This is a genomic window from Xanthomarina sp. (assembly GCF_035306705.1).
Taxonomy (GTDB): domain Bacteria; phylum Bacteroidota; class Bacteroidia; order Flavobacteriales; family Flavobacteriaceae; genus Xanthomarina.
In genome coordinates, this window is the sequence record NZ_DATGNO010000035.1 from 1 (window position 1) to 23,958 (window position 23,958).

A 23,958-nucleotide genomic window follows, 5' to 3' on the forward strand; every position below is an offset into this window, starting at 1 on the left:
AGCGGCTTTTTAAATTTGGTTTAAACTACTTTTTAATAAATTTCTTATTGATGATTTTTCCTTTTTCTTCCAATCTTAAAATATAGAAACCACTTTGAAGTTTCGAAACATCCAAGGTGTTTTTATTTAATTTAGAGCTGAACACTCTTTTTCCATTTACATCAAAAACAGTAGCTACTTTATTTGAAATATCAGTAGAAGACGTGAAGTTCAAAACATTTTCGGTTGGATTAGGATACATCACTAAATCCAAAAGGGTTTCATCTTGAATACTTAAGGACTGGCCTTCAACAATGGTGTGAAGTGTATTAATTGCTGGATTTTGAATATTATCTACAATTCCAGAGGGCCAATAAATAACCATGTTATTAATAGCCGTATTGGTTCCTAAACCAAAATGCACGTTAAGAGAGCTCATAAACTCAAAACCCTCGCCACTTCTTACATCTCTAATTTGCGTACCAGAATCTGTATGGATTTCGATTCTAGCGCCAATTCCACTGTAATTACTTTCAACCCCAATTGTGCGAATCATGATATGGTTATTTCCATTTCCGCCATTGTTTTTATAGAGGTTTCCGTTAAAAACATCTAGAAAACCATCTCCATCCACGTCACCAATAGCACCACTTGGAGGCATGTTTGTACTATATAGCGTAAAGGAGTTATCTCCATTATTAAGTAGAATCTTTCCATTGGTTAAAATATCCACATAGCCATCGTTATTAAAATCTCCTGGTGCATTTTCAATGCCATAAGGGGCATTTGCAATATTTGCTGTTGCCGTTGCGTTTGTAAACGTCCCATCTCCATTATTAATCATGTATTTGTGTGTTCCATCAGACGTTGCACTGGCTCCTATATACACATCCATATCGCCATCGTTATCAAAATCTGCCCAAGCGGAAGACCATGTTTGTATTGGATCTGCCATATTTGTTCCTTGTGCTACTTCTACAAAAACGCCATTTCCATCGTTTCGCCAAAGTTCGTTTATTTTATGGGTGACATTTCCTCCTCTACATTTTGCAATAAACAAATCTGGATCTCTATCGTTGTCATAATCAACCCAAACTGTACCATAATTCCCACCGTTAGGATGTATTCCAATTCCATTTGGCAGTACCGAAGATGGGCCTTGATAGAAAGTTAAACCGGCATTTGCTGTTCCATCATTAATAAAATAAACATTTGGAGCCACATCATGGCAAACAAAAGCATCTAAATACCCATCGTTATTTAGGTCGATAAAATTGGAACGTTGCGAAAAAACATAAGACGTGGTGCTAAAATGCTCTGAATATGATGTGCCGTCCACATTAGCCTTTACAATAGAAACTCCGCCTCCACCCCCATAAACTAAATCGTTATATCCATTGCCATCCAAATCTCCGGCAGCAATACTCCAGGAAGGTCCATAGTTTGTTGGAGCAGAAAAACCAACTAAATTAAATCCTCCAGCTGTTTGATAATTAATATGGATGCCCGACGAAGTAGCTGCCACCAGATCGTCCAAACCATCATTATTCATATCTACTACAGCGAAACTAGTTCCACCCATGGTGATGCTGTTATCTCTAATAAAAACAAAATCCCCTGGATTTGGAGGTTGCTCATTGGTTCTAAAACCTATGGAAAGCCACTCGCTAAAACCATCGTTTGCACAATTTGCTCGAACATAGGCTTTATAATTCGTGTCGGGGTTTAAACCCATCGCAGGATATGGATTATTCAAACTTGTGGCTACACCAGTTGTTGGTGGATTTGTTCCTGCCAATTGCACAAGTATTTCCCATGCTGTTTCATTACTTTCTTCTTGCCAGCTAATATCTGCCGAGTTATGTGAAATATTAGAAACCGTTAAATTTGAAACCATTAAACATGGCGGCGGAAAAGCAGAGCTTATGGAAGGCGACGCAAAGCACATGCCCCATCCAAAAGAACCATTATCGTTATAATGAATGCGATATTTAAATCCTGTTAATTGGTTATTTGAAAAATTAGAAATATTTAAACCGGCACTTTCAAAGGCATCAAAATTCCCAGCACAAAAATTATAGGTTGGTGGATTTGTAGTGTCTGTTACAAAAGGTGTTCCCCAATTATACCATGAGCCAGCATCCGCATCCCAATATTGAATGGTAATACTTTCCGTTTGATATACATTTAAAACATAGGTTGAATGCACCTCTAAAATAGTCTGTCCTGCATTGTAAGCATTTGTTAAGTTTATTATAGGCGATTGCACAGCCACATTGTTTACGGAGGAACTTCCTCCTTGATCGTCATCAAAAGAAAAATGTGACGAGCCATTGGTGGGATCTCCTGTAAACACTAAAGGATCTGTGCTATAAGAACCCGCTAAGCTCCAATTGGAATTGGGCCAATTAGCCGCCTGATTCAAAACTTGCGCCATGGCGCTAGAAATACTTAGCAGCAAGCTTAATAGTAAAATAATTTTTTTCATGTTCTTAGGTTTTTAGTTGCATTCTTGCGTTAAAGAGTTAATCCAATCCCGGATTAAACTAACGCCTTCCTCATGCTTTAGGCTTCTTCCTAACAGAGGCATTCTTGTGGATTCTTCAACAGAATTCATTCTATAAAATAAAACCGATCTACTAGGAGATTCTGGATTTACAATATGTGTTAGTCCTGCTCCAATAATTTCGGTATCTGGTTCCACGCAAATTCCCATATTTACAGGGTTTTCGGTAGAATTAAAATCGAATCTAATGGGTCTGTATGCACAATGCGCTTCAGCCGAATGGCAATGCGCACAGTTAATATCCAAATAAGATCTAGCTCTTAAATTTAAAGACTTCGAGCTGTCTTCCCAACTAGCTAAAGTTTCAATATTATTTGGATAAGATGCCTCCAAATAACCCATTTCTACCCATTTTTCCAATTGATTTTTAGTACTTGATCCATAGTTAAAAAGGGTGTTTATGTTTCTTGGTTTAGGGCCAATAGGAATGGAAACATCTCCCGTTTTATGACAGGTATGGCATTCTGGACCAGATGGCACCCTATAATTAACGCTTGATACTTCGTTATTCTTTTCCCATTGAACAAAAACATCTCGTCCATTTAAATCGGAAACAGCTTCTGTTTGGGCATCGTTCCAAACATATTCAGCAAAAACCCATCCTTCGGCTTTTTTAATCATGAGTCTTGTTTCAATAATTTTTGTTTGGTAATTTGGAAGCACATTTTCATAATAAAAATTCTTTATCAAAACTGTTCCTATGGGGAAATCGAAAATGGAACTGTCGTCCATATAACTGGCACTTACGTTTTTTGGCATCCAAAGAAATCGTTTTTTAAGTGCGTAATCGGAAAAAAGAGCTGAACTAAGTTCATAAGGCACGACCCCATAAACTGGAATTAAATTCTTGAGTTCGTCTTCAAAAAAGTTGTATTCTGAAAGTGTTTGATAAGGAACCTCATCTATATTAAAATTTACTGGAGATGTTGGTCCTGGTTCTGGAGTTGGATTTGAGACATAGTCGTCGTCTGATGCACAAGAGAAAATCCCGATGCAACAAAATAAAACTACACACCTAAAAACACAACCATTAATCATTTATCAATAAATAACGCGTAATATAGAAAAAAATCTAATTATTTAAGGATAAAGATACTATAAGTCTAATAAAAATTAGATGAAATTACATTTATAATAATATGAGAAATACAGAAAGTTGTTAAACAAGTTTGTTTTTTACCAAATATTCAGCTATTTGAATTGTATTTGTAGCAGCTCCTTTTCTAAGGTTATCGCTAACAATCCATAAATTCAAGGTGTTTTCCTGCGACTCGTCTCTCCGGATTCTTCCCACAAACACATCGTCTTTACCATGTGCATAAATAGGCATTGGATAGGTATTAACTTCCACATTATCTTGTACTACAACTCCAGGAGTATTGCTTAAAAGCACGCGAACATCTGTAACTTCGAAGTTATTTTCAAACTCCACATTTACAGCTTCACTATGGCCACCAGAAGTTGGAATCCGAACGGCAGTTGCAGTAACCGCAATGGTTCTATCGTCCAAGATTTTTTGGGTTTCTTGAACCAATTTCATTTCCTCTTTGGTATAACCATTGTCCAGAAACACATCGCAATGTGGTAAAGCGTTTTTATGAATAGGATACGGATAAGCCATCTCTCCTTTTATTCCAGCAAGTTCGTTTTCCAATTGCTTAATAGCCTTTACGCCAGTACCCGAAATGGATTGATACGTAGAAACAACGACACGCTTAATCTTATATTTTTTATGAAGAGGTGCCAAAGCCATCACCATTTGTATAGTTGAACAGTTTGGACTAGCAATAATTTTGTCTTCTTTAGTAAGTGTGTTGGCGTTTATTTCAGGAACTATCAGCTTTTTGCTTAGATCCATTCGCCAAGCCGACGAATTGTCGATAACCGTTGTGCCCACTTCAGCAAATCTTGGAGCCCATTCCGAAGAAGTAGTTCCTCCTGCCGAAAACAAAGCAATATCTGGTTTCATAGCAAGGGCCGTTTCTAAGGAAACTACTGGATAATCCTCGTTTTTAAAGGAAATGATTTTTCCAACAGATCTTTCTGATGCTACTGGAATTAATTGAGTTACAGGAAAACGACGTTCTTCCAAAACTTTCAACATAACTTCTCCAACCATTCCTGTGACACCTACTATTGCTACTTTCATGACATGTTTAATTTAATCGCAAATTTATAAATTATATTAGGGTAACATTCAAAAAAAAGCATAAAAAAGCAGCTTCAAAAAATTGAAGCTGCTTGCTGTTGTATTGGAAAAGAGTTATTGTTTTTTTAATAAATCTCTTATCTCTGCTAATAAATCTTCTTGAGAAGGTCCAGCAGGTGCAGCAGGTGCTGGCTCTTCTTTTTTCTTCATTTTATTAATTCCTTTTATTACCATAAACATAACAAACGCTACAATGATAAAATCGATAACATTGGTTAAGAAATCACCATATAATATAGCAACTTCTCCAACAACCTCGCCAGCATCGTTAGTAGCGCCTTCGGTAATTACATATTTCAAATCCTTAAAATCCGACTTAAAAATCAATCCTACCAAAGGAGAAATAATTCCACCGGTAAACGAAGCAACTACTTTGTTAAAGGCAGCACCCATTACAAAGGCAACAGCAATGTCAACCAGATTGCCTTTCATGGCAAATTCCTTAAATTCTTTTAACATAATTAGTGTTTTTAATGATTAGTTTAAGTACGAATTTAATTAAAAAAAAATAAAATGAAAATTATTTAATTATCAATCGCTTAATACGTTGTGATATGGCTGTGATTATTTCGTAAGAAATGGTATTTGCCGTTTCCGCAAATTGACAAGCTGTAGGATGTTTGCCAAAAATAATCACCTCGTCTCCTTCTTGACATTCAATATCTGTTACGTTTACCATAATCATATCCATACATACATTTCCAACAATATAAGCTGGTTTTCCGTGTATGGTTACAAAACCTTTTCCGTTTCCATATTGTCTTCCAATGCCATCGGCATGCCCAATTGGAATGGTGGCCGTTAGAATGGATCTATCGCTTTTAAATGCTCTGTTATAACCAACAGTTTCCCCTTTTTCTATGCTGTGAATTTGAGAAACAACCGATTTTAAAGTAGCTATAGGTGTGAAATGGACATCTTCTTTTTTAGAATTCCCAAAGCCATAAAGTCCAATTCCACTTCTAACCATGTCTAAATGAGCTTCGGGATAATTTAGAATTCCCGAAGTATTACATAGGTGTAGCATGGGTTTATATCCAATACCTTCAATAAATTTATTTGAAATGGATTTAAAAGCCTGAATTTGGTTTGAGGTGAATTCCGTCTCATTTAAATCTTCACTAGCCGCTAAATGAGAGAAAATAGAGCTTACTTTTACCGAAGAATTTGTTTTTAACTTGTTATTTATCTCTTCAATATCCACTTCATCAAAACCCAATCTATTTAAACCCGTATTGAATTTAATATGAACGGGATAGTTTTGTTGTTTTTCTTCCAAAGCAGCTTCTAAAAACTTATTAAAGCTCTTAAAATTGTACAAGCTCGGTTCTAAACAACGTGCAATAAGTGTTTTATAATTTATAGGCTGTGGATGCAAAACCAAAATGGGTTTGGTTATTCCGGCATCTCTTAATGCAACCCCTTCGTTTGCAAAAGCCACTGCAAAATAATCCACCTCCAAACCCTGTAAATAAGCAGCTATTTCTTGAGAATCACTTCCATAAGCATATGCTTTTACAACCGCCATAAATTTAGTGCCGTTGGTAATTCGGGTTTTAAGGTATTCAAAATTATGTTTAAGTGCTTTTAAATCTATTTCAAGAAGAGTTTCTTTTGTTTGTAACATGCTACTTATCAGATTTTGGGGAGACTTCCTCGACATCATTCACCTTCATATTCCTTACTTTATCTCGTGTCATGGCTTTATAATAAGCTGCCCGGCTTAAAGGTTCGTATTCATCTACTTCCCCTAATAAAACCAAATTATCGTTTGCAGATTTTCTATAGCTATACTGTGCCAAATTTCCTGTTCTGGTGCAAATAGCATGAACTTTAGTAACATATTCGGCAGTCGCCATAAGACTAGGCATTGGTCCAAAGGGATTTCCTTTAAAATCCATATCTAAGCCAGCAACAATTACTCGAACGCCTTTATTGGCCAAATCGTTACATACGCGAACAATTTCGTCATCAAAAAACTGGGCTTCATCAATGCCTACCACATCACACCCATCGGCTAAAATAGGAATGTTAGCTGCAGCAGGAACTGGAGTAGAACGGATTTGATTGGCATCGTGAGAGACCACCATACCTTCGTCGTAACGCACATCGACGGCGGGTTTGAAAATCTCCACTTTTTGCCTTGCAAATTGCGCACGTTTAAGTCTACGGATTAATTCTTCCGTCTTTCCGGAGAACATGGAACCGCAGATTACTTCAATCCAACCAAATTGTTCTTTATGATTTACTGTATTTTCGAGAAACATTTTGTAATTTTAACACTAAAACAAATCGACATTTCGTTTTGTATAAAGGTGACGCAAATTTATTAAAAATCAAACGCATAAAATAGATTAAATTTTAAAAGTTATGAAAAAGAAACTTGAAGCAGAATTAATGAGCATTGCCCATAGAATTCTTCAGTTAAAAGGCAAGGACAATATAGATAAAATGCATAAAGAGGTGGCAGCACTTTACGAGAAACTAACCGTTTTAAAATTTGCAAAAGAGAATTTCGATAAAGATTTACCTACTATTGGAAGTGACTCCTCTTTTTTTGGCATGTTGGATGTAGCATTTAATAACACAGTGAGTGACAACATAGAATTTGAAGATAAAACTTATGTAAATGTAGACGATAGCGAGCACGACGATATTATGGAGCCAGCTATTGAGAAAATAAAAGATATGGTGGCTCAAATGCCTCAAGAAGCCCAACATATAGATGCTATTTTTGAAAAAGCTACTTCTAAAAGAGAGTACCATAAAAACGATTTTGATGAAATAACCGCAGGTTTTAGTGACATGCCGGAATTTGATCCTGTAACCACCGAGACTAAAAAAGACGACACAAAAAAGTCGTTAAACGATAAACTTAAAGGTGGTGGTTTGCATATTGGTTTAAATGATAAATTAGCTTTTATTAAACATCTTTTTAATGGTGAAGCTACTGATTACGATCGAGTTCTTTCACAAATAAACACCTCAACTTCTTTTAAAGAAGCTGAAAACCTCATTCAAAATGTGGTGAAACCAGATTATAATAACTGGAAAGACAAAGAAGAATTTGAACATCGCTTTATGGAAATTCTTGAAAGTAAATTTAATTAGATTCCCATTTCCATAGGAAATATTTATGAGTAAACTTTATATTGTACCAACACCCATAGGAAACTTAAAAGACATGACTTTTAGAGCCGTTGAGGTTTTGAAGGAAGTGGATTTAATTTTAGCTGAAGACACCCGTACTTCAGGAAAACTATTAAAGCATTTTGAAGTTTCAACACCTTCGCAATCGCACCATATGCACAACGAGCATAAAACGCTTGAAGGGTTAATTAACAAACTAAAAAGTGGTGTAAGCATGGCTTTAATTAGTGATGCAGGAACGCCAGCCATTTCAGATCCTGGATTTTTACTTACTCGTGCTTGCATTGAAAACAACATTGAAGTGGACTGTCTACCTGGAGCCACAGCATTTGTTCCAGCCCTAGTAAATAGTGGTTTACCAAACGACAAATTTGTCTTTGAAGGGTTTTTACCAGTTAAAAAAGGACGTCAAACCAGGCTTTTGCTATTAGCCGAAGAAACTAGGACCATTATTTTTTACGAAAGTCCGCATAAACTTATTAAAACCCTTACCCATTTTTGTGAATATTTTGGGGAAGACAGACCTGTTTCCGTATCTCGTGAATTAAGCAAACTCTATGAAGAAACCATTCGAGGTACTGCCAAAGAAGTACTAGAACATTATACCAACAAACCTCCAAAGGGGGAAATTGTAATAATAGTCGGTGGTAAAATCCAATAATATTATTTCTACAAAAAACAAGTTTTTATAGTTTTTGTTCTTGATTAAAATAATAAACACAAACTCATGAAGGAACTGTTACACAACATCAGACAATGCACCATTTGTAAAGAACATCTCCCACTTGGCCCGAGACCTATTGTATCTGCTCATTCAGACTCCAAAATAATTATTATTGGTCAAGCACCAGGCTTAAAAGTCCATAAAACAGGAATTCCTTGGGACGATCCAAGTGGAAAGCAATTAAGAAAGTGGTTAAATGTAACCAACGATGTATTCTACAACGAAACCAAAATAGCCTTAGTTCCAATGGGATTCTGCTATCCAGGAAAAGGAAAATCTGGCGATTTACCCCCAAGACCAGAATGTGCACCTCAATGGCATCAAAAACTATTGGATAATATGCCAAATGCCGAATTGATTATTCTTATTGGCATGTATTCACAGAAATACTATTTAAAAGAAAAAGCTAAAAGAACCTTAACCGAAACAGTTGCCAATTATAAGGAGTATTTACCCATCTATTTGCCTTTGCCTCATCCTTCACCACGAAATCGGTTTTGGCTAACTAAGAATCCTTGGTTTGAGAAGGAAGTTATTCCTGTGTTGCAGGAACGGGTTGCATATCTTTTGAAATAATGATATTACATAGAATTTCGGAGAATAATCAAGAAAAATATTCGTGCACATACTTAGCGCCAAATAGGTTCGTAGCAAAAACTACTTACAGTTAATCTTTCTCCTAATCATCTCTCCCTTAAAATCCATTTCAATAGCATAGTCAAATATTTATTGGTATTTTTGATTAAACATAGTGTCTAAAGTTATAAGAGTTTTGAGTGCCTAGAATTCTAAGTACCCAATATACTTAAAGTGATTTTTATGTTCTCATAATTTTAACTTTGTGATTCTTAACTTTAATATACTTCAGGCACTTTTAACTTAAATCTTAAAAAATGACAAACAAAGTAACTACCCACTGGAAAGGCAATATGCAATTTGAATCCGATAATCCAAACGGAAAAACCGTATTAATGGACACGTCTCCAGAACATGGTGGACATAGTTCTGGCTTAAGTCCAAAGGCCATGATGCTCTCAGCACTTGCTGGCTGCTCAGGATTGGATGTCGTATCTGTTTTAGACAAGATGAAAGTGAAAATCTCCGATTTTAGAATGGACACCTATGGCGAATTAACCGAAGAACATCCAAAATATTACCATACGGTTTCTTTAGAATATCATTTTTATGGTGAGAATCTAGACGAAAACAAAATTAAAAAAGCCGTCGATTTATCTATTGAAAAATACTGCGGGGTCATGGAAATGTTTCGCAAGTTTGCCACTGTAAAAACGTCTATACATTATCATAATAAGTAGTTTTTTGAGTGCCTAGAGTTTACTAAAATTCTAGACACTTATAATTTAAAACTTTTTCCATGCGTTGGACCATTAAACCAAAACCAGAGGCTGAAAAGTTAGCTTCCTTACAGAAAACGCTTCAAGTAGATGAGGTGGTGGCTACTTTACTCTTACAACGTGGCATTGAAACTTATGAAACTGCTAAAACGTTTTTCAGACCAAGTTTAGAGCAATTGCACGATCCGTTTTTAATGAAAGACATGGATCAAGCAGTTGCACGCATCGAACTAGCTTTATCTCATAACGAAAACATCCTCGTTTTTGGAGATTATGATGTGGATGGCACCTCTTCGGTTGCGTTAATGTCCACTTATCTAAAAACCAGAACCGAACAAATTGCTACCTATATTCCCGATAGATACGATGAAGGTTATGGCGTATCCATAAAAGGAATCGACTTTGCACATGACAATGATTTCACACTAATTATCGCTTTGGATTGTGGTGTTAAAGCCATTGATAAAGTGGCTTACGCCAAAGAAAAAGGAATTGATTTTATTATTTGCGATCATCACAGACCTGGAAAAGAACTTCCAGATGCCATAGCGGTTTTAGATCCAAAACGAGACGATTGCAATTACCCATTTAAAGAACTTTGTGGGTGTGGTGTTGGATTTAAGCTTATTCAAGCTTTGGCTTCGAGAGAAGGAAAATCGGTAGAAGAATTAACCGAATATTTGGATTTGGTGGCCACTGCCATTGGAGCAGATATAGTACCAATTGTTGGAGAAAATAGGGTTTTGGCTTATTTGGGCTTACACGTAATTAATACCAATCCAAGACCAGGAATTAGAGCTATCATCGAACAGGTTAAAAAAGAAAACTTAACAATAACGGACGTTGTTTTTATAGTCGCTCCAAGAATAAATGCTGCTGGGCGTATGAAACATGGAAATTATGCTGTCGCACTGTTAAGTGAAACCGATTTTGAATTAGCGAAAACGTATGCCGAAGAAATTGAAGCTTTTAACACAGACAGACGTGAAACAGACCAACGAATTACAGACGAAGCGCTTCTACAAATAGAAACCAATAAAGAACATGAAGGCTTTACAACGGTTGTATATCACGAAACTTGGCACAAAGGCGTCATTGGAATTGTAGCTTCACGCTTAATTGAAACGTATTATAGACCAACCTTGGTGTTTACAAAAAGTGGTGACAGACTTGCTGCATCGGCACGTTCCATTTCTGGTTTTGATGTATATAATGCCTTGGAAGCGTGTAGTGAACATATTGAACAATTTGGCGGCCATAAATATGCTGCCGGATTAACTTTGAAAGAAGAAAACTATGAGGTTTTTAAACAAGCCTTTGAAGATGAAGTCTCTCGAACTATTGATAAACACCTATTAGTTCCAGAAATTAAAATAGATTTATCTATCGATCTACATCAAGTAAATGATAAATTATGGCGAATTATAAGTCAGTTTGCACCCTTTGGACCAGGAAATATGACGCCTGTTTTCATGACGGAACACCTAAAAGATACTGGCTATGGAAAATGTGTAGGAGAAGATGATAAACACTTACGAATAACTGTTTCACAAACTGGAAATGAAAAATTAGTCTGTATTGGTTTTAATTTAGGAGACAAATTAAGCTTTATTGAAAACAAAAAACTATTTAAGGCTGTTTATACCATAGACGAAAACCATTGGCAAGGCAAAACTTCACTTCAATTAAAATTAAGAGATCTTAGAGAATAAGAAGCTTGTAAATTTCACACTTTAAGGTTGAAAGTCTCCTTTAAGTATTTCAGATTTTCAATAAAAACTAAAATAAAACATATTTCTAATATACATTTGTACATAATTTTAAAGATGTTTTTTAGATTTCTAGCCAAAAGATTCAGAACTAAAAAGCTTGGATATTATGAAACATCCCATTAAAAAAGATCCTTACGCAGCTTTAAGAATTAAAGAATTCAATATTTTTTTACTTGTTCGTTTTGCTCTTGTTTTTGCTTGGTCCATGCAGTTTATTATTATAGAGTGGCAAGTGTATAGTATCACCAAAGACCCTCTATCTCTTGGCTTAATAGGTCTTATGGAAATAGTTCCAGCGTTATCTATGGCTTTGTTTGCAGGACATATTGTGGATCAAAAAGAGAAACGAAATTTATTGGTTACTTGTATTTCCTTCTTTTCACTTATAAGTTTAGGGCTTTTTCTATTGACCTGGCCAAAAATTGTACAGGACTGGTCAACCAACACCATTCTGTATTGTATTTATGGTTTGGTTTTTTTTGGAGGTTTTATACGGGCATTTTTCGGGCCGACTATATTTTCTTTAATCGCTTTAATTGTTCCAAAAAGAACTTATCCAAATGCCGCAACTTGGAGCAGTTCGACTTGGCAAATGGCTTCTGTTTTAGGACCTGCAACTGCTGGTGTTTTAATTGGTGTTATTGGGGTGCATTGGGCTTTATGTTTTGTTTTTGGCTTGGTAATGTTTTCGCTCGTTGTTCTATTTAAAATAAAAAGGAAGCCTATTTTAAATCCCAAAATAGGAGAACCTGTTATGCAGAGTTTAAAAGAAGGTATCGAATTTGTATTTAAAACCAAAGCTATTTTAGGGGCTCTAACTTTAGATATGGTTGCCGTTCTTTTTGGAGGAGCAGTCGCGCTTCTTCCTATATTTGCCCAAGACATCCTAGAAGTTGGAAGTGAAGGTTTTGGTGTTTTACGCGCTGCTCCAGCGGTTGGCGCCTTTTTAACCATGTTGGCAACAGCTTATCTTTCAATTAGTAAAAATGCTGGCATGAAATTACTGGGAGCCGTTTTTGGATTTGGAGTTTGTATTATTGTATTTGGCTTGTCTTCCATTTTCTGGATTTCCGTTGTCGCATTATTCTTTAGTGGAGTAACCGATGGCGTTTCGATGGTAATTAGACAAACCATTTTACAAATTAAAACACCCGACCATATGAGAGGTCGCGTATCTTCAGTAAACTCCATGTTTGTTGGCTCTTCCAACGAGCTTGGTGCTTTTGAAAGTGGTGTGACAGCTAAACTTATGGGAACTGTAACAGCTGTAGTGTTTGGAGGAACTATGACATTGATTACGGTAATTACTACTGGAATTGTGTCTCCTTCATTTAGAAAATTAGATTTAAGAAAAGATATTGAGGAGCATGAAAAGGATGATTAAAACTCCCTCAACTCCATAACTTCTCCATCAAAAACACCATAAGTATAATAACCTATCCAGTCGCCTAGATTAATGTATTTAGACGTTTCGCTGATATCAATATTTAAAGGTAAATGTCTATGTCCAAACACATAATAATCTCGATGTTTTTCCTCTTGTTTTTTCTTGCAATATTGTACCAACCATTCGTTTTCCTCACCTAAAAACTTAGCATCTTCATCGCCCGAAATCAGTTTGTTTTTAACGGACATATATTGTGCCAATTTCACACCTAAATCTGGATGCAACCAACGGAATAACCATTTGCTAAATGGATTTGTAAACACCTTTTTCATGCGCTTGTATCCTTTATCTCCTGGGCCTAAACCATCTCCATGACCAATTAAAAAGGTCTTGTTATTAAAGGTAAATTCTTTAGGTTTGTGATAGACAGGAATGTTTAGTTCTTCTTCAAAATAACCATTCATCCAGAGGTCATGATTTCCAACAAAGTAATATATAGGAATTCCTGAATCGCTTATTTCAGCAAGTTTTCCAAGAGTTCTGGTAAAGCCTTTTGGGACAACGGTTTTATATTCAAACCAGAAATCAAACAAATCGCCCATTAAAAAAATGGCAGCAGCATCTTGTTTAACTTCATCTAACCATGCCACAAATTTCTTTTCACGAGGACGTGATTGTTCCTGTGTTGGTGCTCCAAGATGATTATCGGAAGCGAAATAGATTTTTTTTCCTTTGGGAATTTGCATGTAGTAAATATAATTAATTCCTGCGAAGGCAGGAATCTTATTCTTAATGTATAAGTTTTAAAATCGAAACTCAGTTATTGCCTTAAGGATAGAGTCGTTCTTATAGCTCCATGCCTTTACCGATAAATAGACTTGAAAAGGGTAAATTATAAAAGCCCGTTCTTTAGAGAACGCCCATAAAACAATTTCCTTTAGTTATGAGATTCCCGTTTTTACAGGGAATTGTTATCAGACGCATACCATTCAGCAAAACTCGTATCTGTTTCTTGAAGTTTTAATGAAAATAACGAAATGTGCTTTGGTAATTGTCTTTTAATTTTTTCAGAAAAATCTGTCACCATCATTTCACTAGTTGGCTGGTAATCTACCAACAACACACTGTGTCCTCTATCCTTAAGCTCCTTCGCCAACTCCACATGTGGCGTATTCTTATTAAATACAGTAGCGTGATCGAACACATCTACAATTTCATCCTTTACTATTTTTTTTAAATCTCCAAAATCTATTACCATTCCATATTTCACATTTGTAGAGTCTTCAATAGGCTCTCCTATAACTGTTACAAATAGCTTGTAACTGTGTCCATGAACGTTTTTACACTTACCGTCATACCCATAAAGAGCATGGCCTGTTTCGAAAGTAAATTGCTTTGTTATTCTAATCTTACTCATTGTAAATTTTATTATTAGTGCAAAGATAGGCGTTTTGTAAAAGCAATTGATTTTTAGACTAGATTTGGAAACCTTTTTAATCTTAAAAAGAAAAATGACTCAGCTCTTTGAAGAGATCCCATTTGTTAAAAACCCTCAATACGAGCGTATTATAGAGGATGTTTTAGCGCAACAATATTGTCTTGTAGAAGATTTTTTTACTCCAGAAGAAGTTTCGGTTTTAAGACAATCGTTAATACAAAAACATAAAGAAGATACTTTTAAAAAGGCAGCTATTGGTAATCGTGTAAACGAAATTATAATAAAATCCATCCGTGGAGATGTTATTTTATGGATGGACGAATTGAAAGCTAATGAAGCCGAACTGTTATTTTTTAATAAAATAAACAGCTTGGTATATTATTTAAATAAAACCTGTTTCTTAGGAATTACATATAAAGAATTCCATTACGCACTATATCCTAAAGGCACTTTTTACAAAAGACATATAGACACTTTTAAAAACGATGACAGACGCAAACTGTCTATTGTTTGCTATTTAAATGAAGATGGTTGGCTGCCAGAAAATGGTGGTGAATTGGTATTGTATTTAGAACCAAACGGAAAGGAAGAAGAAAAAGTAATTTATCCATTTCCTGGACGTGTGGTTATTTTTGAAAGCCAGATTATAGAGCACGAAGTAAAACCTGTAAACACAGAAAGAATGAGTATTACAGGCTGGTTAAAAACCCGTTAAACTAACGGTTCTTTCTACGGTTATACACGTAAATAACTATAAGCACAATGGCTAGCACAAGAAACAATCCGTTTCCACTTAAAAAGTTTAAAAAATCCATATTATTCTTTATTTATTCTGTTTTTATTATATCTGTATAGGGCATATGCAATAATTACAAGGATTACAAAAGGCACGAAACTTCCTATAAACACACCAATTTCATAAGAATTATCTGGAGCATTCTTTATTTTTTCGTTGACATCTAACTCTTGAACTAAACTTATAATTGAAAACATGATTTTATTTTTTGCTAAAGTTAATGGTTTTGGCTAAGAGGTAAAAACTCCCGTCTAAACTTTATAATTAAAGGAAGACCTCGGGCTATAATCCAACACGTAAACGCTGTAAAAATAGCATAAAGCTTCAAATCTAAGCTATCTAGCCAAAACAAAATTGGAACATATACCAAGAACGTTGAAAACAATAAAAGATTTCTTAAATCCTTCATTTTACCAAGTCCTTTAAACATTCCATCAAAAATAAAGGCAATGGCACAAAATGGCTGCATGGCTAGAACCATCCAAAATATTTTATAAAATTCCTTCAATACTTCTGGTTCTTTAGTAAAAATAGTTCCAATGGAATAATAGAATATGCTACCAAGAACAGCTAGAATTAATCCTAAATAAACTCCATATCGTATCAGTTTATTACTTAGTCCAATAAGCTTACTATATTCTTTTCCTCCCAAAAGTTTTCCTGATAAAATATTCCCGGCACTGGCATATCCATCAACAATAAAAGCGCCTAAAAACCATAAATTAATGGCAATAGTATAAGCTGCAATATACTGTTTTCCATAACTGGTAGAAAAAGCACTTGCAAAATAAAGGGTAACGTTTAGCGCTAAAGTTCTAACAAATAAATTAAGTATCATCACCGTAAAACGTTTGATCTCTTTATTAAAAGGGAAACTTAATTTTAATGAAATAGGCGTTTTCTTCAGTAAAAAATACGCAGATAAAACGGCCATTAACAATTGGGCAAATACACTTGCATAGGCAGCTCCTTGTATGTGCATGGCTGGAACATAGCCCTCAATTCCATATACTAAAATAATATCTAAAACAATATTTGAAGTTGCACCAATAATGGCAATTATCATTGGATAATACGTGTTTTGCAAACCTCTAAAAGTCCCAAAAATAGCAATAGTAAATAAAGTGAATGGAAAACCAAATACTCTAATTTTATAGTAAGACACACTATAATCCAAAATAAGATTGGATGCATTATAAAGTTTAAAAATCTGTTCGGCAAAAGGATAAGTGGCCAAAATAATCAAAACACTGAAAGAAGTAATAATAAAGATGGCTTGAGCTGGTAGGTTCTTTACCTTATCTAAATTATTAGCCCCAACATATTGCGAAACAATAGATGAAATTGCGCTTCTGGTCTGTCCAAGAACCCAAATAAGCATTGAAATAAAAGCACCAACTATACCAACAGCCGCTAAAGATTCGGTAGCATTTAAGTCCATGTTTCCAACTATGGCCGTATCGGTTAGGGATAAAATAGGTTCAGACACCCCGGCAATTAAAGCAGGAATGGCCAATTTATTAATATGTTTTAAACTAATGTTTGTGCTCACAAGACGAACTCGTAACAATAAAAAGGGAATTCACTTTGATTGGGGAAGTGAATTTCTCCCACGCGTTTATAATTGCGAAGTTCGTAAAATTTTTGGTTTCGCAGGTTTTGCGATAAAGTATCCAATCTAATGGATGTAAAGTTACTTTTTTTAGCCCATGTTTCCGCAAAGTCCATCAGTTCTCGCGCCATACCTTTGCCTTGCCGGTTTGGATGTACAGCTAACCTATGAATATAGATGTTATTCCTGTTTGGGGTTAACCAATTAATAGGAGTATATTCGTCGTCCATATATGTTGAAATTACAATGCAACCCACAATTTCCGTCTCATGTTCTAAAACATATAATTCCTCTCTTAACACATCATTTTTAAAAACGTCTTTACTTGGATAGCTCTCATTCCATTGAATAACACCATTCTTATTCAAAAAAACAGCGCAAGCCCTCGTTATTTCTAAAATGCTATCAATATCTTTATAAGTAGCTTTCCGAATCATTTTTAATGTTTACTTTTGCACAAACTATCGTGTAAATTTAGTTTTTATTTATTGATTATGAAGAATATATTAGTTCCAGTTGGTTCGTCTAAGAACGCCGTTAGTCATTTACAATATGCTGTAGATTTTGCAAGAGCTTTTGGCGCAAAATTATTTGTTGTACAAATTTACAATGTATATACAAAAGCCGGAACCATGATTAAGGTTGATGAAATTTTGGAACGTGAAAGTTTAGAGTTTTTAAAAGCGCATGTTGCCAAGGTTGATACAAAAGGGGTTGAAATACATATTAAAACATTTAAAGGCAAGTTGATAGAGACTTTAGAATTAAGAGCTAAATCCTTAAATATTGATTTGATTATGTTGGAACCAAGAACCAATTCTGTTCGGGAAGAGGTTTACTTAGGAAAAACTTCTGGAAAAATCATAAAGCAAACTAATATTCCTGCCCTGATTGTTCCTGAAGGCTATATATACAAACCAATTATTTATATCCTAATGGCTTTAAAATCTGCCGTTATCAAAAAAGATGATGCTTTAAAACCATTATTAGAAATTAAAGATCAATTTAAGTCTATCGTAAATTTATTATTGGTGAAGACTCCTTTTCACAATGAGGGTGACTTTGATGTAGACGAAGAATTATCGCCTATTATTACCAACACCACATACGCTGAAAATGCGACCACCTTTCAAGGGGTTTTAGAACATTACAAAGAAAACGATCCAGACTTATTATGTGTAGTTAGACGCAAACGTGGTTTTTTCAATAAACTTTGGGAAAAGAATACAATTTTGAAAAAAGATTTTCAAAGTACTACCATGCCTGTTTTAGTTTTAAGCGGCCTAAAATAAATTAGGTGCCATTTATAAAAAAGAGCTATATTTGCCAACTCAATTTAGAGAATGATCTCTAAAAAGATTGCAAAATAATTTGAGATTAGCTTAAACGAATTCAGTAAATCACCTCACTAAAAGAGGTTTTATTTAAAAACTGCTGCGGGAAGAAAGTGGCGAAAAAATAATTTGGGGGATTAGCTCAGTTGGCTACCCGCCTGAACGACTTCAGTCGGGCAGGGAGCGCTACTGAAAAGAGTTAATAATTGAAGTAATGTATTTTACTTATATTCTATATAGCGATACGTTTGATAGATATTATGTTGGAATATCACATAATGTTCAAGAAAGGTTGAAAGAGCATAATAGAGGAAAAACGAAAAGTACAAAAGCTTATATTCCTTGGAGAATCTTTCATGTTGAAGAATTTGAAACAAGAGTATTGGCTAGAACAAGAGAAATATATTTAAAAACTGCTGCGGGAAGAAAGTGGCGAAAAAATAATTTGGGGGATTAGCTCAGTTGGCTAGAGCGCTACGCTGGCAGCGTAGAGGTCATCGGTTCGAATCCGATATTCTCCACAAATTGCAAAAACGTCTTTATATTTTATAAAGGCGTTTTTTATTTTATAAAATCCATGCTTTTATTTACTACTTCTTTTAACTTTTCTGGAAGCGCCTCTTCTTCCCATGGATGTTTTGAATCAAAAACATGATTGGTGTTTTCAATAGGAATTAAAACGCTCTTTGGATTCCATCCATGCAAGGCTTTTGCTTCATTAAAAGAAACTGATGGATCCATGTCTCCATGAATAATAAGTTGGGGAATTCTTATTTTCTTTGTAGCCATTTCTATATTTAAACGGATTTCATTTGCTTTAAAATCTTCATAAAACTGATAGTTATGTGGCATTTGTTGCTTCGTTCGTCCGTTTAGAATATATTTAACACCCTCCGATCTCCATGCTTCTAAATCGCCTCTTGTTGCTGTTCTTTTGGCGAAATCGCAAACACCAGCCCAAGTAATTAGGTTATTTATTCTAGAATCTTCCGAAGCAAAAATAGTAGCAATCCCACCTCCTCTTGAATGACCGATAAGGGTTACATCCTTGGTGTTGATTTCATTAAGAAATGGATTGTCTTGAGAAAGCAAATACTTTAATATATCACCAAGATCGTTAAGTTCTTTACTATAATTGTTTTCGGCAAAAGCCTCTAAGTCGGGAAAATCTATCGGGTTTTCAACAGTGCCTCCATTATGCGAGAAGTTGAATTTAGTAAAAAAGAAATTTTCATTTTTAAAAGCTTCAGCAACTAAATCCCAACTACCCCAATCCTTAAATCCTTTGTAACCATGACAAAATATCACCAAAGGTTTTGGCGTATTGGATGAGTTAAAATAAGCATCCCAAACTATTGGTTTTTGTTCCTTTCTATATAAAACGCGATTCTTTTGTATCATTATATCTCCTTTTCTATAAAATCTATGTCCGGATTACAAATTTCTAAAATAAGTGTTTTCAATTCTGCTTCAAAAGATTGCAAGATATCTTCTGAAATGGTTGTGTTTTTATTTCTATCATGACTACCTTCCTTTTTAGCAAACTTTAAAAATCCTGAACTCAAGTTTTTAAATGAAATGACGCCTGCTTCCAAAGGAAGAGTTGCTTTTCCATCATGAAACATAGCGTATGCATAACACAATACCTGAAAAGATTTGCTGTATTTTGTATAATCTGTGGTTAAAGCTTCCCAATCGATAACCTCCACTTGATTTTGAACCACTTTTCCGGTTTTATAATCAATAATTCTAGTTGCTCCATTGTATTCGTCCACTCTATCCACTTTTCCAGTAAGAAAGATTGGAAAATCTACTTCGTCCATTTTCAATTGAACATGGTTTTCATCTTCAATAGCAAGAATTTTTATTTTATTACCAGCTTTTACATCTTCAATTTCTAAATTTAAAAAGTTATTTAGGTAGCGTTTTGCAATTTCAAAAACAATCAGGTTTTTTCCTTTTGTAATGTCTCCCTCTTTGTAAATTTCCTTAAAATGATGTGTAACCCGTTCATCGACCTGAGTTTTCATTTTAGTAATAATTTCTATGGTGATAAACTCTCCTACAAAAGGTTTATAAAAATCTTCTAGGGTATTATGGATAACATTTCCCAAGGTATTCGCTGCAACAGTTTCCTCAACTTCTTCGTATTCGGCTATTTTTAAGACTTTCTGATTGTAAAAATCTATCGGATTTCTAATATAATTTGTTAAAGATGAAGGCGAAAACCCCTTTTCTGCAATCTCCTTAATACGTTTTAGAACTGCCTGACTTTTCGTAACTCGATTAATTTCAACCTGAGGCAGACTAAGATTTGGCAGCACCATTTTATGTGAAATCTTGTGAATCCCCTCCAGTTCCAATTGGGTAATAAATCGACTCTTTTCACCACCATTTAAGACATCAGCTTCGGTATTATAAAGAATATGAATGTTTTTTGCACGTTGAATCAGCCTGTAAAAATGATAAGAATAAACAGCATCCTTTTCTTTATAAGTGGGTAAATCATACTGTAGTTTAACGTCGAATGGGATAAATGAATTATTACTTTTTCCGGAAGGTAAAACCCCTTCGTTAACTGATGAAATAATAACTGTTTCGAAATCCAATACGCGCGATTCCAACATTCCCATAACCTGCAATCCTTGTAAAGGTTCCCCTTTAAAATCCAAGGTTTCTGTACTCAATAAGTTTTTATAAACCTCAAAAAGTGTTAGCGTATTCCTTAGGTATGGATATTTGGAGTGAAGTCTAGTTAACTCATTAAACAACTCGTTAAATCTATAAAGATATTCAAGGCTTAATAAGTTTTGTGTTTTTTCCTTGTCTAGACACTTCTTTATAATTAAAATTAATTTCTGAGTCTGTTTTAACGCTGTTTCAGCATTATTGTCCCAATGCCCAAACAAAACGTCAACAACCTCTTCAAATGGCTTTGAAAGCTCTTTAATTTGATGACTGGTGAGATACACTAAATTATTTTTCTTTATGGTATCAATAATCTCTGTGACCTTTGTTTTTTGATTTGTTTCGAAGAGAGGACTGATATTTTGATGCGAAAAAATGGCAATAACATCTTTATAATAATAAGTTTTATTCGCATCCTTATGCAGATAGAATAGCTTTTCAAATAACGTGGCCAAGGGTACCGAATTAAGAGGCAATCCCATGGTAATATTAAGTGCATCTATAGCATTTGGCAAGGAATTCAAAACAGGAAGCAACAAGGTCTCGTCGCCTAGCACTATGGCTGTTTTACTTAAATTTTGTTGTGTACTTGTAAGATCATCCAGAATGGCGCCAATTTGTTTGGCTTGCCCTACATTTTTAGGCACTCCATAGACCGAAATTTGTTTTTCGCGTTTATAATTATTGGTTATCCAATGAAACGGATTGGTTTTAAAATAAGCCCAAGTGTCTTTATAGTTTCTAGTGAATAAGCCTGCATCGTGCATTTGGTTGTCGAAAAAGCTTTGCTCCATGTCCCAATAAATCTCTGCAAGTCCATTTTGCAGCAACTCTTGAATAATGGTTTCTTCAGCTTTATTTAAGGCATTAAACCCAAGAAATACTAGTTTCTTATTTGGATTATTTTGAATGTAATCTTCGATATTATTTACAGCTTCTCGATAAATTAATCCTTGATAACCTATATTCTTACTTGTTAGATACTCTGTGAAATGATTGTAATATTCATATAGTTTGTTCCAGAATGCCAAATACTTTTTTACGAATTCGGTTTTATTTTCCTGAAGCGACCAATGATTTATGTCTTGGATGGCACTTAAATAATTGAATATTTCCTTTTGGGGAATTAAGTACCGATCAATTTCATTAAAGTCTTGAATAATGAGTTGTGCCCATTTAGAAAAAGATTCAAAACTATCTTGTTCTGTTTTCGGAGTTAATTTTATATAAACCGCATAAAACTCGAAAAGCAACTCGGTATTGGAGATTGGTTTTAATTGAGATAGATTACTTGTAAATTCTTCAATACTTAATATTTCTGGAGAAAAAACAGTTTGTTCCCATACTTGTGGAATCTGGTTTTTCAGAAAAACCCCAGCTCTTTTACTTGGTAAAACAAAGCTAAGGCTAGAAATATCTTCTCCTTTCTGTTGAAGCGTTTCTAACACCTCGTGAATAAATGTAGTCATACCCTAAAAATAAAAAACGCCCCGAATAAACGGGGCGTTATTAAAACTATTTTATGTTTTTTATTAGCTTAGTTTACTAAGTTAATTTCAACTCGTCTGTTGTTTGCTCTTCCAGCAGCAGTTTTGTTAGAATCGATTGGTCTAGTTTCACCGAAACCTTCACTTGAAAGTCTGTTAGAAGTAATTCCGTTAGTGATTAAGTAGTTCATTACAGAACTAGCTCTTTCTTTAGATAACTTCATGTTAAGAGCATCGCTACCTACACTATCAGTGTGACCTTCAATACTAAATTTAGCATTTGTATATTCATTTAAGATATCAATGATATTTGCTAATACTTCAGCTGACTGAGCTTTGATAGAAGATTTACCTGTATCAAATAAGATTGTTTTAGCGTAAGCATTTAAAGCTTTTTTAACTTCCTCAGTTACTTCAGGACAACCGTTGTTAGCAACAGTACCTTTCACGTCTGGACATAAATCATCTTTATCAGCAACACCGTCACCATCTCTATCTGGCCAAGGACATCCTTTGTTAGCAGCAGAACCCGCTTCATTTGGACATTCGTCTAAATGATCTGGAACACCGTCACCATCAGCATCAGGACAACCGTTAAATTCTTTTAAACCTGCAACAGTAGGACATTCGTCTAAATGATCAGGAATACCATCACCATCAGTATCAGGACATCCGTTAAATTCAGCTAAACCTGGTTCGTTAGGACATTCGTCTAAATGATCAGGAATACCATCACCGTCAGTATCAGGACAACCATTAAATTCTGGTAAACCAGCAACTTCTGGACAAGCATCATCTTTATCGTAGATACCATCTCCATCAGTGTCTTTTCCACCAAATTTAAATGTTAAACCTGCATAATGTTGAAAGTGTGTAGATAAGTAATCTTCAAAAGCATGTTTGTACGTACTTTGTAACGTTATACCAATGTTTTCTGAAAACCAAATATTAAAACCTAAAGCACCATTAAGAGTTCCTGCTCCAATTTTGTCTACCCAAGTGTAACCACCACCTACTCCAAGGTATGGTTCGACAACTTTAGAATTAAGTAATTTAGCGAAACTGTATTTTACAGTTCCATCTAACCCGTAATAGGATAAATCGTTAACTTCAGCGTCTCCATAACTTTCAATTTTGTTAATAGATCCAGTTACTCCAAAAGAGAAACCATTACTAAAATACTTTGAAGCTGTTAAGCTTGACAAAGAAGGCATGATGTTCCAGTGATCACGAGCATTAAAATACTCATCAAAATAATCACCCAGTGGAGCGTCTTCTCCTGTTGGATAGAAATCAACGGCGTTTACTCCTAGACTAATAGCCCACGGATTGTTTTCATCTTGTGCATTAATGCTGCTATAACTTAACATAAGCAACATTGCGAACAATAATCTGCTAAGATTTTTCATATTCAAATATTTAATTTTTAAGTGTTAATTGTAAGCAAAAGTAAGTTGTTAA

General features: G+C 34.9%; 23 protein-coding genes and 1 tRNA gene. 10 read left to right on the forward strand and 14 right to left on the reverse strand.

The features are described from left to right. Window positions 1-25: 25 nt before the first annotated feature. The 6 genes from VKY47_RS02965 to VKY47_RS02990 form a co-directional block, all read right to left on the reverse strand. Complete coding sequence (locus VKY47_RS02965) at window positions 26-2,467, reverse strand: FG-GAP-like repeat-containing protein (protein ID WP_324310228.1); 2,442 nt, start codon at window positions 2,465-2,467, stop codon at window positions 26-28. Window positions 2,468-2,479: 12 nt separating this feature from the next. Beyond that, a complete protein-coding gene (locus tag VKY47_RS02970) occupies window positions 2,480-3,583 on the reverse strand; it encodes a hypothetical protein (protein ID WP_324310230.1) in 1,104 nt (367 codons plus the stop codon). Window positions 3,584-3,704: 121 nt separating this feature from the next. After that, window positions 3,705-4,694: an aspartate-semialdehyde dehydrogenase gene (locus VKY47_RS02975; protein ID WP_324310232.1), complete on the reverse strand. Its 990-nt coding sequence runs from the start codon at window positions 4,692-4,694 to the stop codon at window positions 3,705-3,707. 114 nt (window positions 4,695-4,808) lie between these two features. Then, window positions 4,809-5,213 (reverse strand): large-conductance mechanosensitive channel protein MscL, encoded by a 405-nt coding sequence (mscL, locus tag VKY47_RS02980; RefSeq protein WP_324310233.1) that lies wholly within the window; start codon window positions 5,211-5,213, stop codon window positions 4,809-4,811. 61 nt (window positions 5,214-5,274) lie between these two features. Continuing rightward, the gene (gene alr, locus VKY47_RS02985; protein WP_324310234.1) at window positions 5,275-6,381 is read right to left on the reverse strand and encodes an alanine racemase; all 1,107 of its coding nucleotides are present in this window, start codon (window positions 6,379-6,381) and stop codon (window positions 5,275-5,277) included. A gap of 1 nt (window position 6,382) precedes the next feature. Next, window positions 6,383-7,021: a thymidine kinase gene (locus tag VKY47_RS02990; RefSeq protein ID WP_324310236.1), complete on the reverse strand. Its 639-nt coding sequence runs from the start codon at window positions 7,019-7,021 to the stop codon at window positions 6,383-6,385. 103 nt (window positions 7,022-7,124) lie between these two features. Here VKY47_RS02990 and VKY47_RS02995 point away from each other — a divergent pair, with 103 nt between their 5' ends. The 6 genes from VKY47_RS02995 (at window position 7,125) to VKY47_RS03020 (ending at window position 13,139) form a co-directional block, all read left to right on the forward strand. Continuing rightward, complete coding sequence (locus VKY47_RS02995; protein ID WP_324310237.1) at window positions 7,125-7,865, forward strand: hypothetical protein; 741 nt, start codon at window positions 7,125-7,127, stop codon at window positions 7,863-7,865. A gap of 25 nt (window positions 7,866-7,890) precedes the next feature. After that, the gene (gene rsmI / locus VKY47_RS03000) at window positions 7,891-8,565 is read left to right on the forward strand and encodes a 16S rRNA (cytidine(1402)-2'-O)-methyltransferase (protein ID WP_324310238.1); all 675 of its coding nucleotides are present in this window, start codon (window positions 7,891-7,893) and stop codon (window positions 8,563-8,565) included. A gap of 66 nt (window positions 8,566-8,631) precedes the next feature. After that, entirely contained in the window at window positions 8,632-9,204 is a 573-nt protein-coding gene (locus VKY47_RS03005) for a uracil-DNA glycosylase family protein (protein WP_324310240.1), read from the forward strand. Between the two features lie 317 nt (window positions 9,205-9,521). After that, window positions 9,522-9,944, forward strand: coding sequence for an OsmC family protein (locus tag VKY47_RS03010; RefSeq protein WP_324310241.1), 423 nt, complete (start codon window positions 9,522-9,524; stop codon window positions 9,942-9,944). 59 nt (window positions 9,945-10,003) lie between these two features. After that, window positions 10,004-11,695: a single-stranded-DNA-specific exonuclease RecJ gene (recJ, locus tag VKY47_RS03015; RefSeq protein WP_324310243.1), complete on the forward strand. Its 1,692-nt coding sequence runs from the start codon at window positions 10,004-10,006 to the stop codon at window positions 11,693-11,695. A gap of 166 nt (window positions 11,696-11,861) precedes the next feature. Continuing rightward, window positions 11,862-13,139 (forward strand): MFS transporter, encoded by a 1,278-nt coding sequence (locus VKY47_RS03020; RefSeq protein WP_324310244.1) that lies wholly within the window; start codon window positions 11,862-11,864, stop codon window positions 13,137-13,139. Here VKY47_RS03020 and VKY47_RS03025 read toward each other — a convergent pair. Continuing rightward, entirely contained in the window at window positions 13,136-13,888 is a 753-nt protein-coding gene (locus VKY47_RS03025; protein WP_324310246.1) for a UDP-2,3-diacylglucosamine diphosphatase, read from the reverse strand. The two genes, VKY47_RS03020 and VKY47_RS03025, sit on opposite strands and share 4 nt — an antisense overlap. 212 nt (window positions 13,889-14,100) lie before the next feature. Next, a complete protein-coding gene (locus VKY47_RS03030; protein WP_324310248.1) occupies window positions 14,101-14,559 on the reverse strand; it encodes a 6-pyruvoyl trahydropterin synthase family protein in 459 nt (152 codons plus the stop codon). Window positions 14,560-14,653: 94 nt separating this feature from the next. On the opposite strand from VKY47_RS03030, the gene VKY47_RS03035 reads away from it, so the two are divergent. After that, window positions 14,654-15,295, forward strand: coding sequence for a 2OG-Fe(II) oxygenase (locus VKY47_RS03035; RefSeq protein ID WP_324310250.1), 642 nt, complete (start codon window positions 14,654-14,656; stop codon window positions 15,293-15,295). A 101-nt stretch (window positions 15,296-15,396) separates the two neighbouring features. On the opposite strand, the gene VKY47_RS03040 is transcribed toward VKY47_RS03035, so the two are convergent. From VKY47_RS03040 to VKY47_RS03050, 3 genes are read right to left on the reverse strand one after another with little or no spacing between them, the layout of a single operon-like run. Next, window positions 15,397-15,573, reverse strand: coding sequence for a hypothetical protein (locus VKY47_RS03040; RefSeq protein WP_324310253.1), 177 nt, complete (start codon window positions 15,571-15,573; stop codon window positions 15,397-15,399). A gap of 20 nt (window positions 15,574-15,593) precedes the next feature. Further along, window positions 15,594-16,928 carry an MATE family efflux transporter gene (locus VKY47_RS03045; protein ID WP_324310255.1) on the reverse strand — a complete coding sequence of 445 codons (1,335 nt, stop codon included), beginning with the start codon at window positions 16,926-16,928 and terminating at the stop codon, window positions 15,594-15,596. Continuing rightward, window positions 16,925-17,425 carry a GNAT family N-acetyltransferase gene (locus VKY47_RS03050; RefSeq protein WP_324310256.1) on the reverse strand — a complete coding sequence of 167 codons (501 nt, stop codon included), beginning with the start codon at window positions 17,423-17,425 and terminating at the stop codon, window positions 16,925-16,927. The genes VKY47_RS03045 and VKY47_RS03050 overlap by 4 nt, the downstream gene beginning before the upstream one ends. Before the next feature lie 57 nt (window positions 17,426-17,482). On the opposite strand from VKY47_RS03050, the gene VKY47_RS03055 reads away from it, so the two are divergent. The 3 genes from VKY47_RS03055 to VKY47_RS03065 all read left to right on the forward strand — a co-directional run bounded on the left by VKY47_RS03055 (window position 17,483) and on the right by VKY47_RS03065 (window position 18,843). Next, window positions 17,483-18,280, forward strand: coding sequence for a universal stress protein (locus tag VKY47_RS03055; protein ID WP_324310258.1), 798 nt, complete (start codon window positions 17,483-17,485; stop codon window positions 18,278-18,280). 256 nt (window positions 18,281-18,536) lie between these two features. Next, the gene (locus VKY47_RS03060) at window positions 18,537-18,779 is read left to right on the forward strand and encodes a GIY-YIG nuclease family protein (RefSeq protein ID WP_324310260.1); all 243 of its coding nucleotides are present in this window, start codon (window positions 18,537-18,539) and stop codon (window positions 18,777-18,779) included. After that, window positions 18,770-18,843 (forward strand) — tRNA-Ala (locus VKY47_RS03065). The genes VKY47_RS03060 and VKY47_RS03065 overlap by 10 nt, the downstream gene beginning before the upstream one ends. 40 nt (window positions 18,844-18,883) lie before the next feature. Here VKY47_RS03065 and VKY47_RS03070 read toward each other — a convergent pair. The 3 genes from VKY47_RS03070 to VKY47_RS03080 all read right to left on the reverse strand — a co-directional run bounded on the left by VKY47_RS03070 (window position 18,884) and on the right by VKY47_RS03080 (window position 23,906). Beyond that, entirely contained in the window at window positions 18,884-19,723 is an 840-nt protein-coding gene (locus VKY47_RS03070) for an alpha/beta hydrolase family protein (protein WP_324310261.1), read from the reverse strand. Then, window positions 19,723-22,479, reverse strand: a complete 2,757-nt coding sequence (locus VKY47_RS03075) for a PD-(D/E)XK nuclease family protein (protein ID WP_324310262.1) — start codon at window positions 22,477-22,479, stop codon at window positions 19,723-19,725. Before VKY47_RS03075 ends, VKY47_RS03070 begins: the two co-directional genes overlap by 1 nt. A gap of 68 nt (window positions 22,480-22,547) precedes the next feature. Continuing rightward, window positions 22,548-23,906: an OmpA family protein gene (locus VKY47_RS03080; protein ID WP_324310263.1), complete on the reverse strand. Its 1,359-nt coding sequence runs from the start codon at window positions 23,904-23,906 to the stop codon at window positions 22,548-22,550. Between the last annotated feature and the right edge of the window lie 52 nt (window positions 23,907-23,958).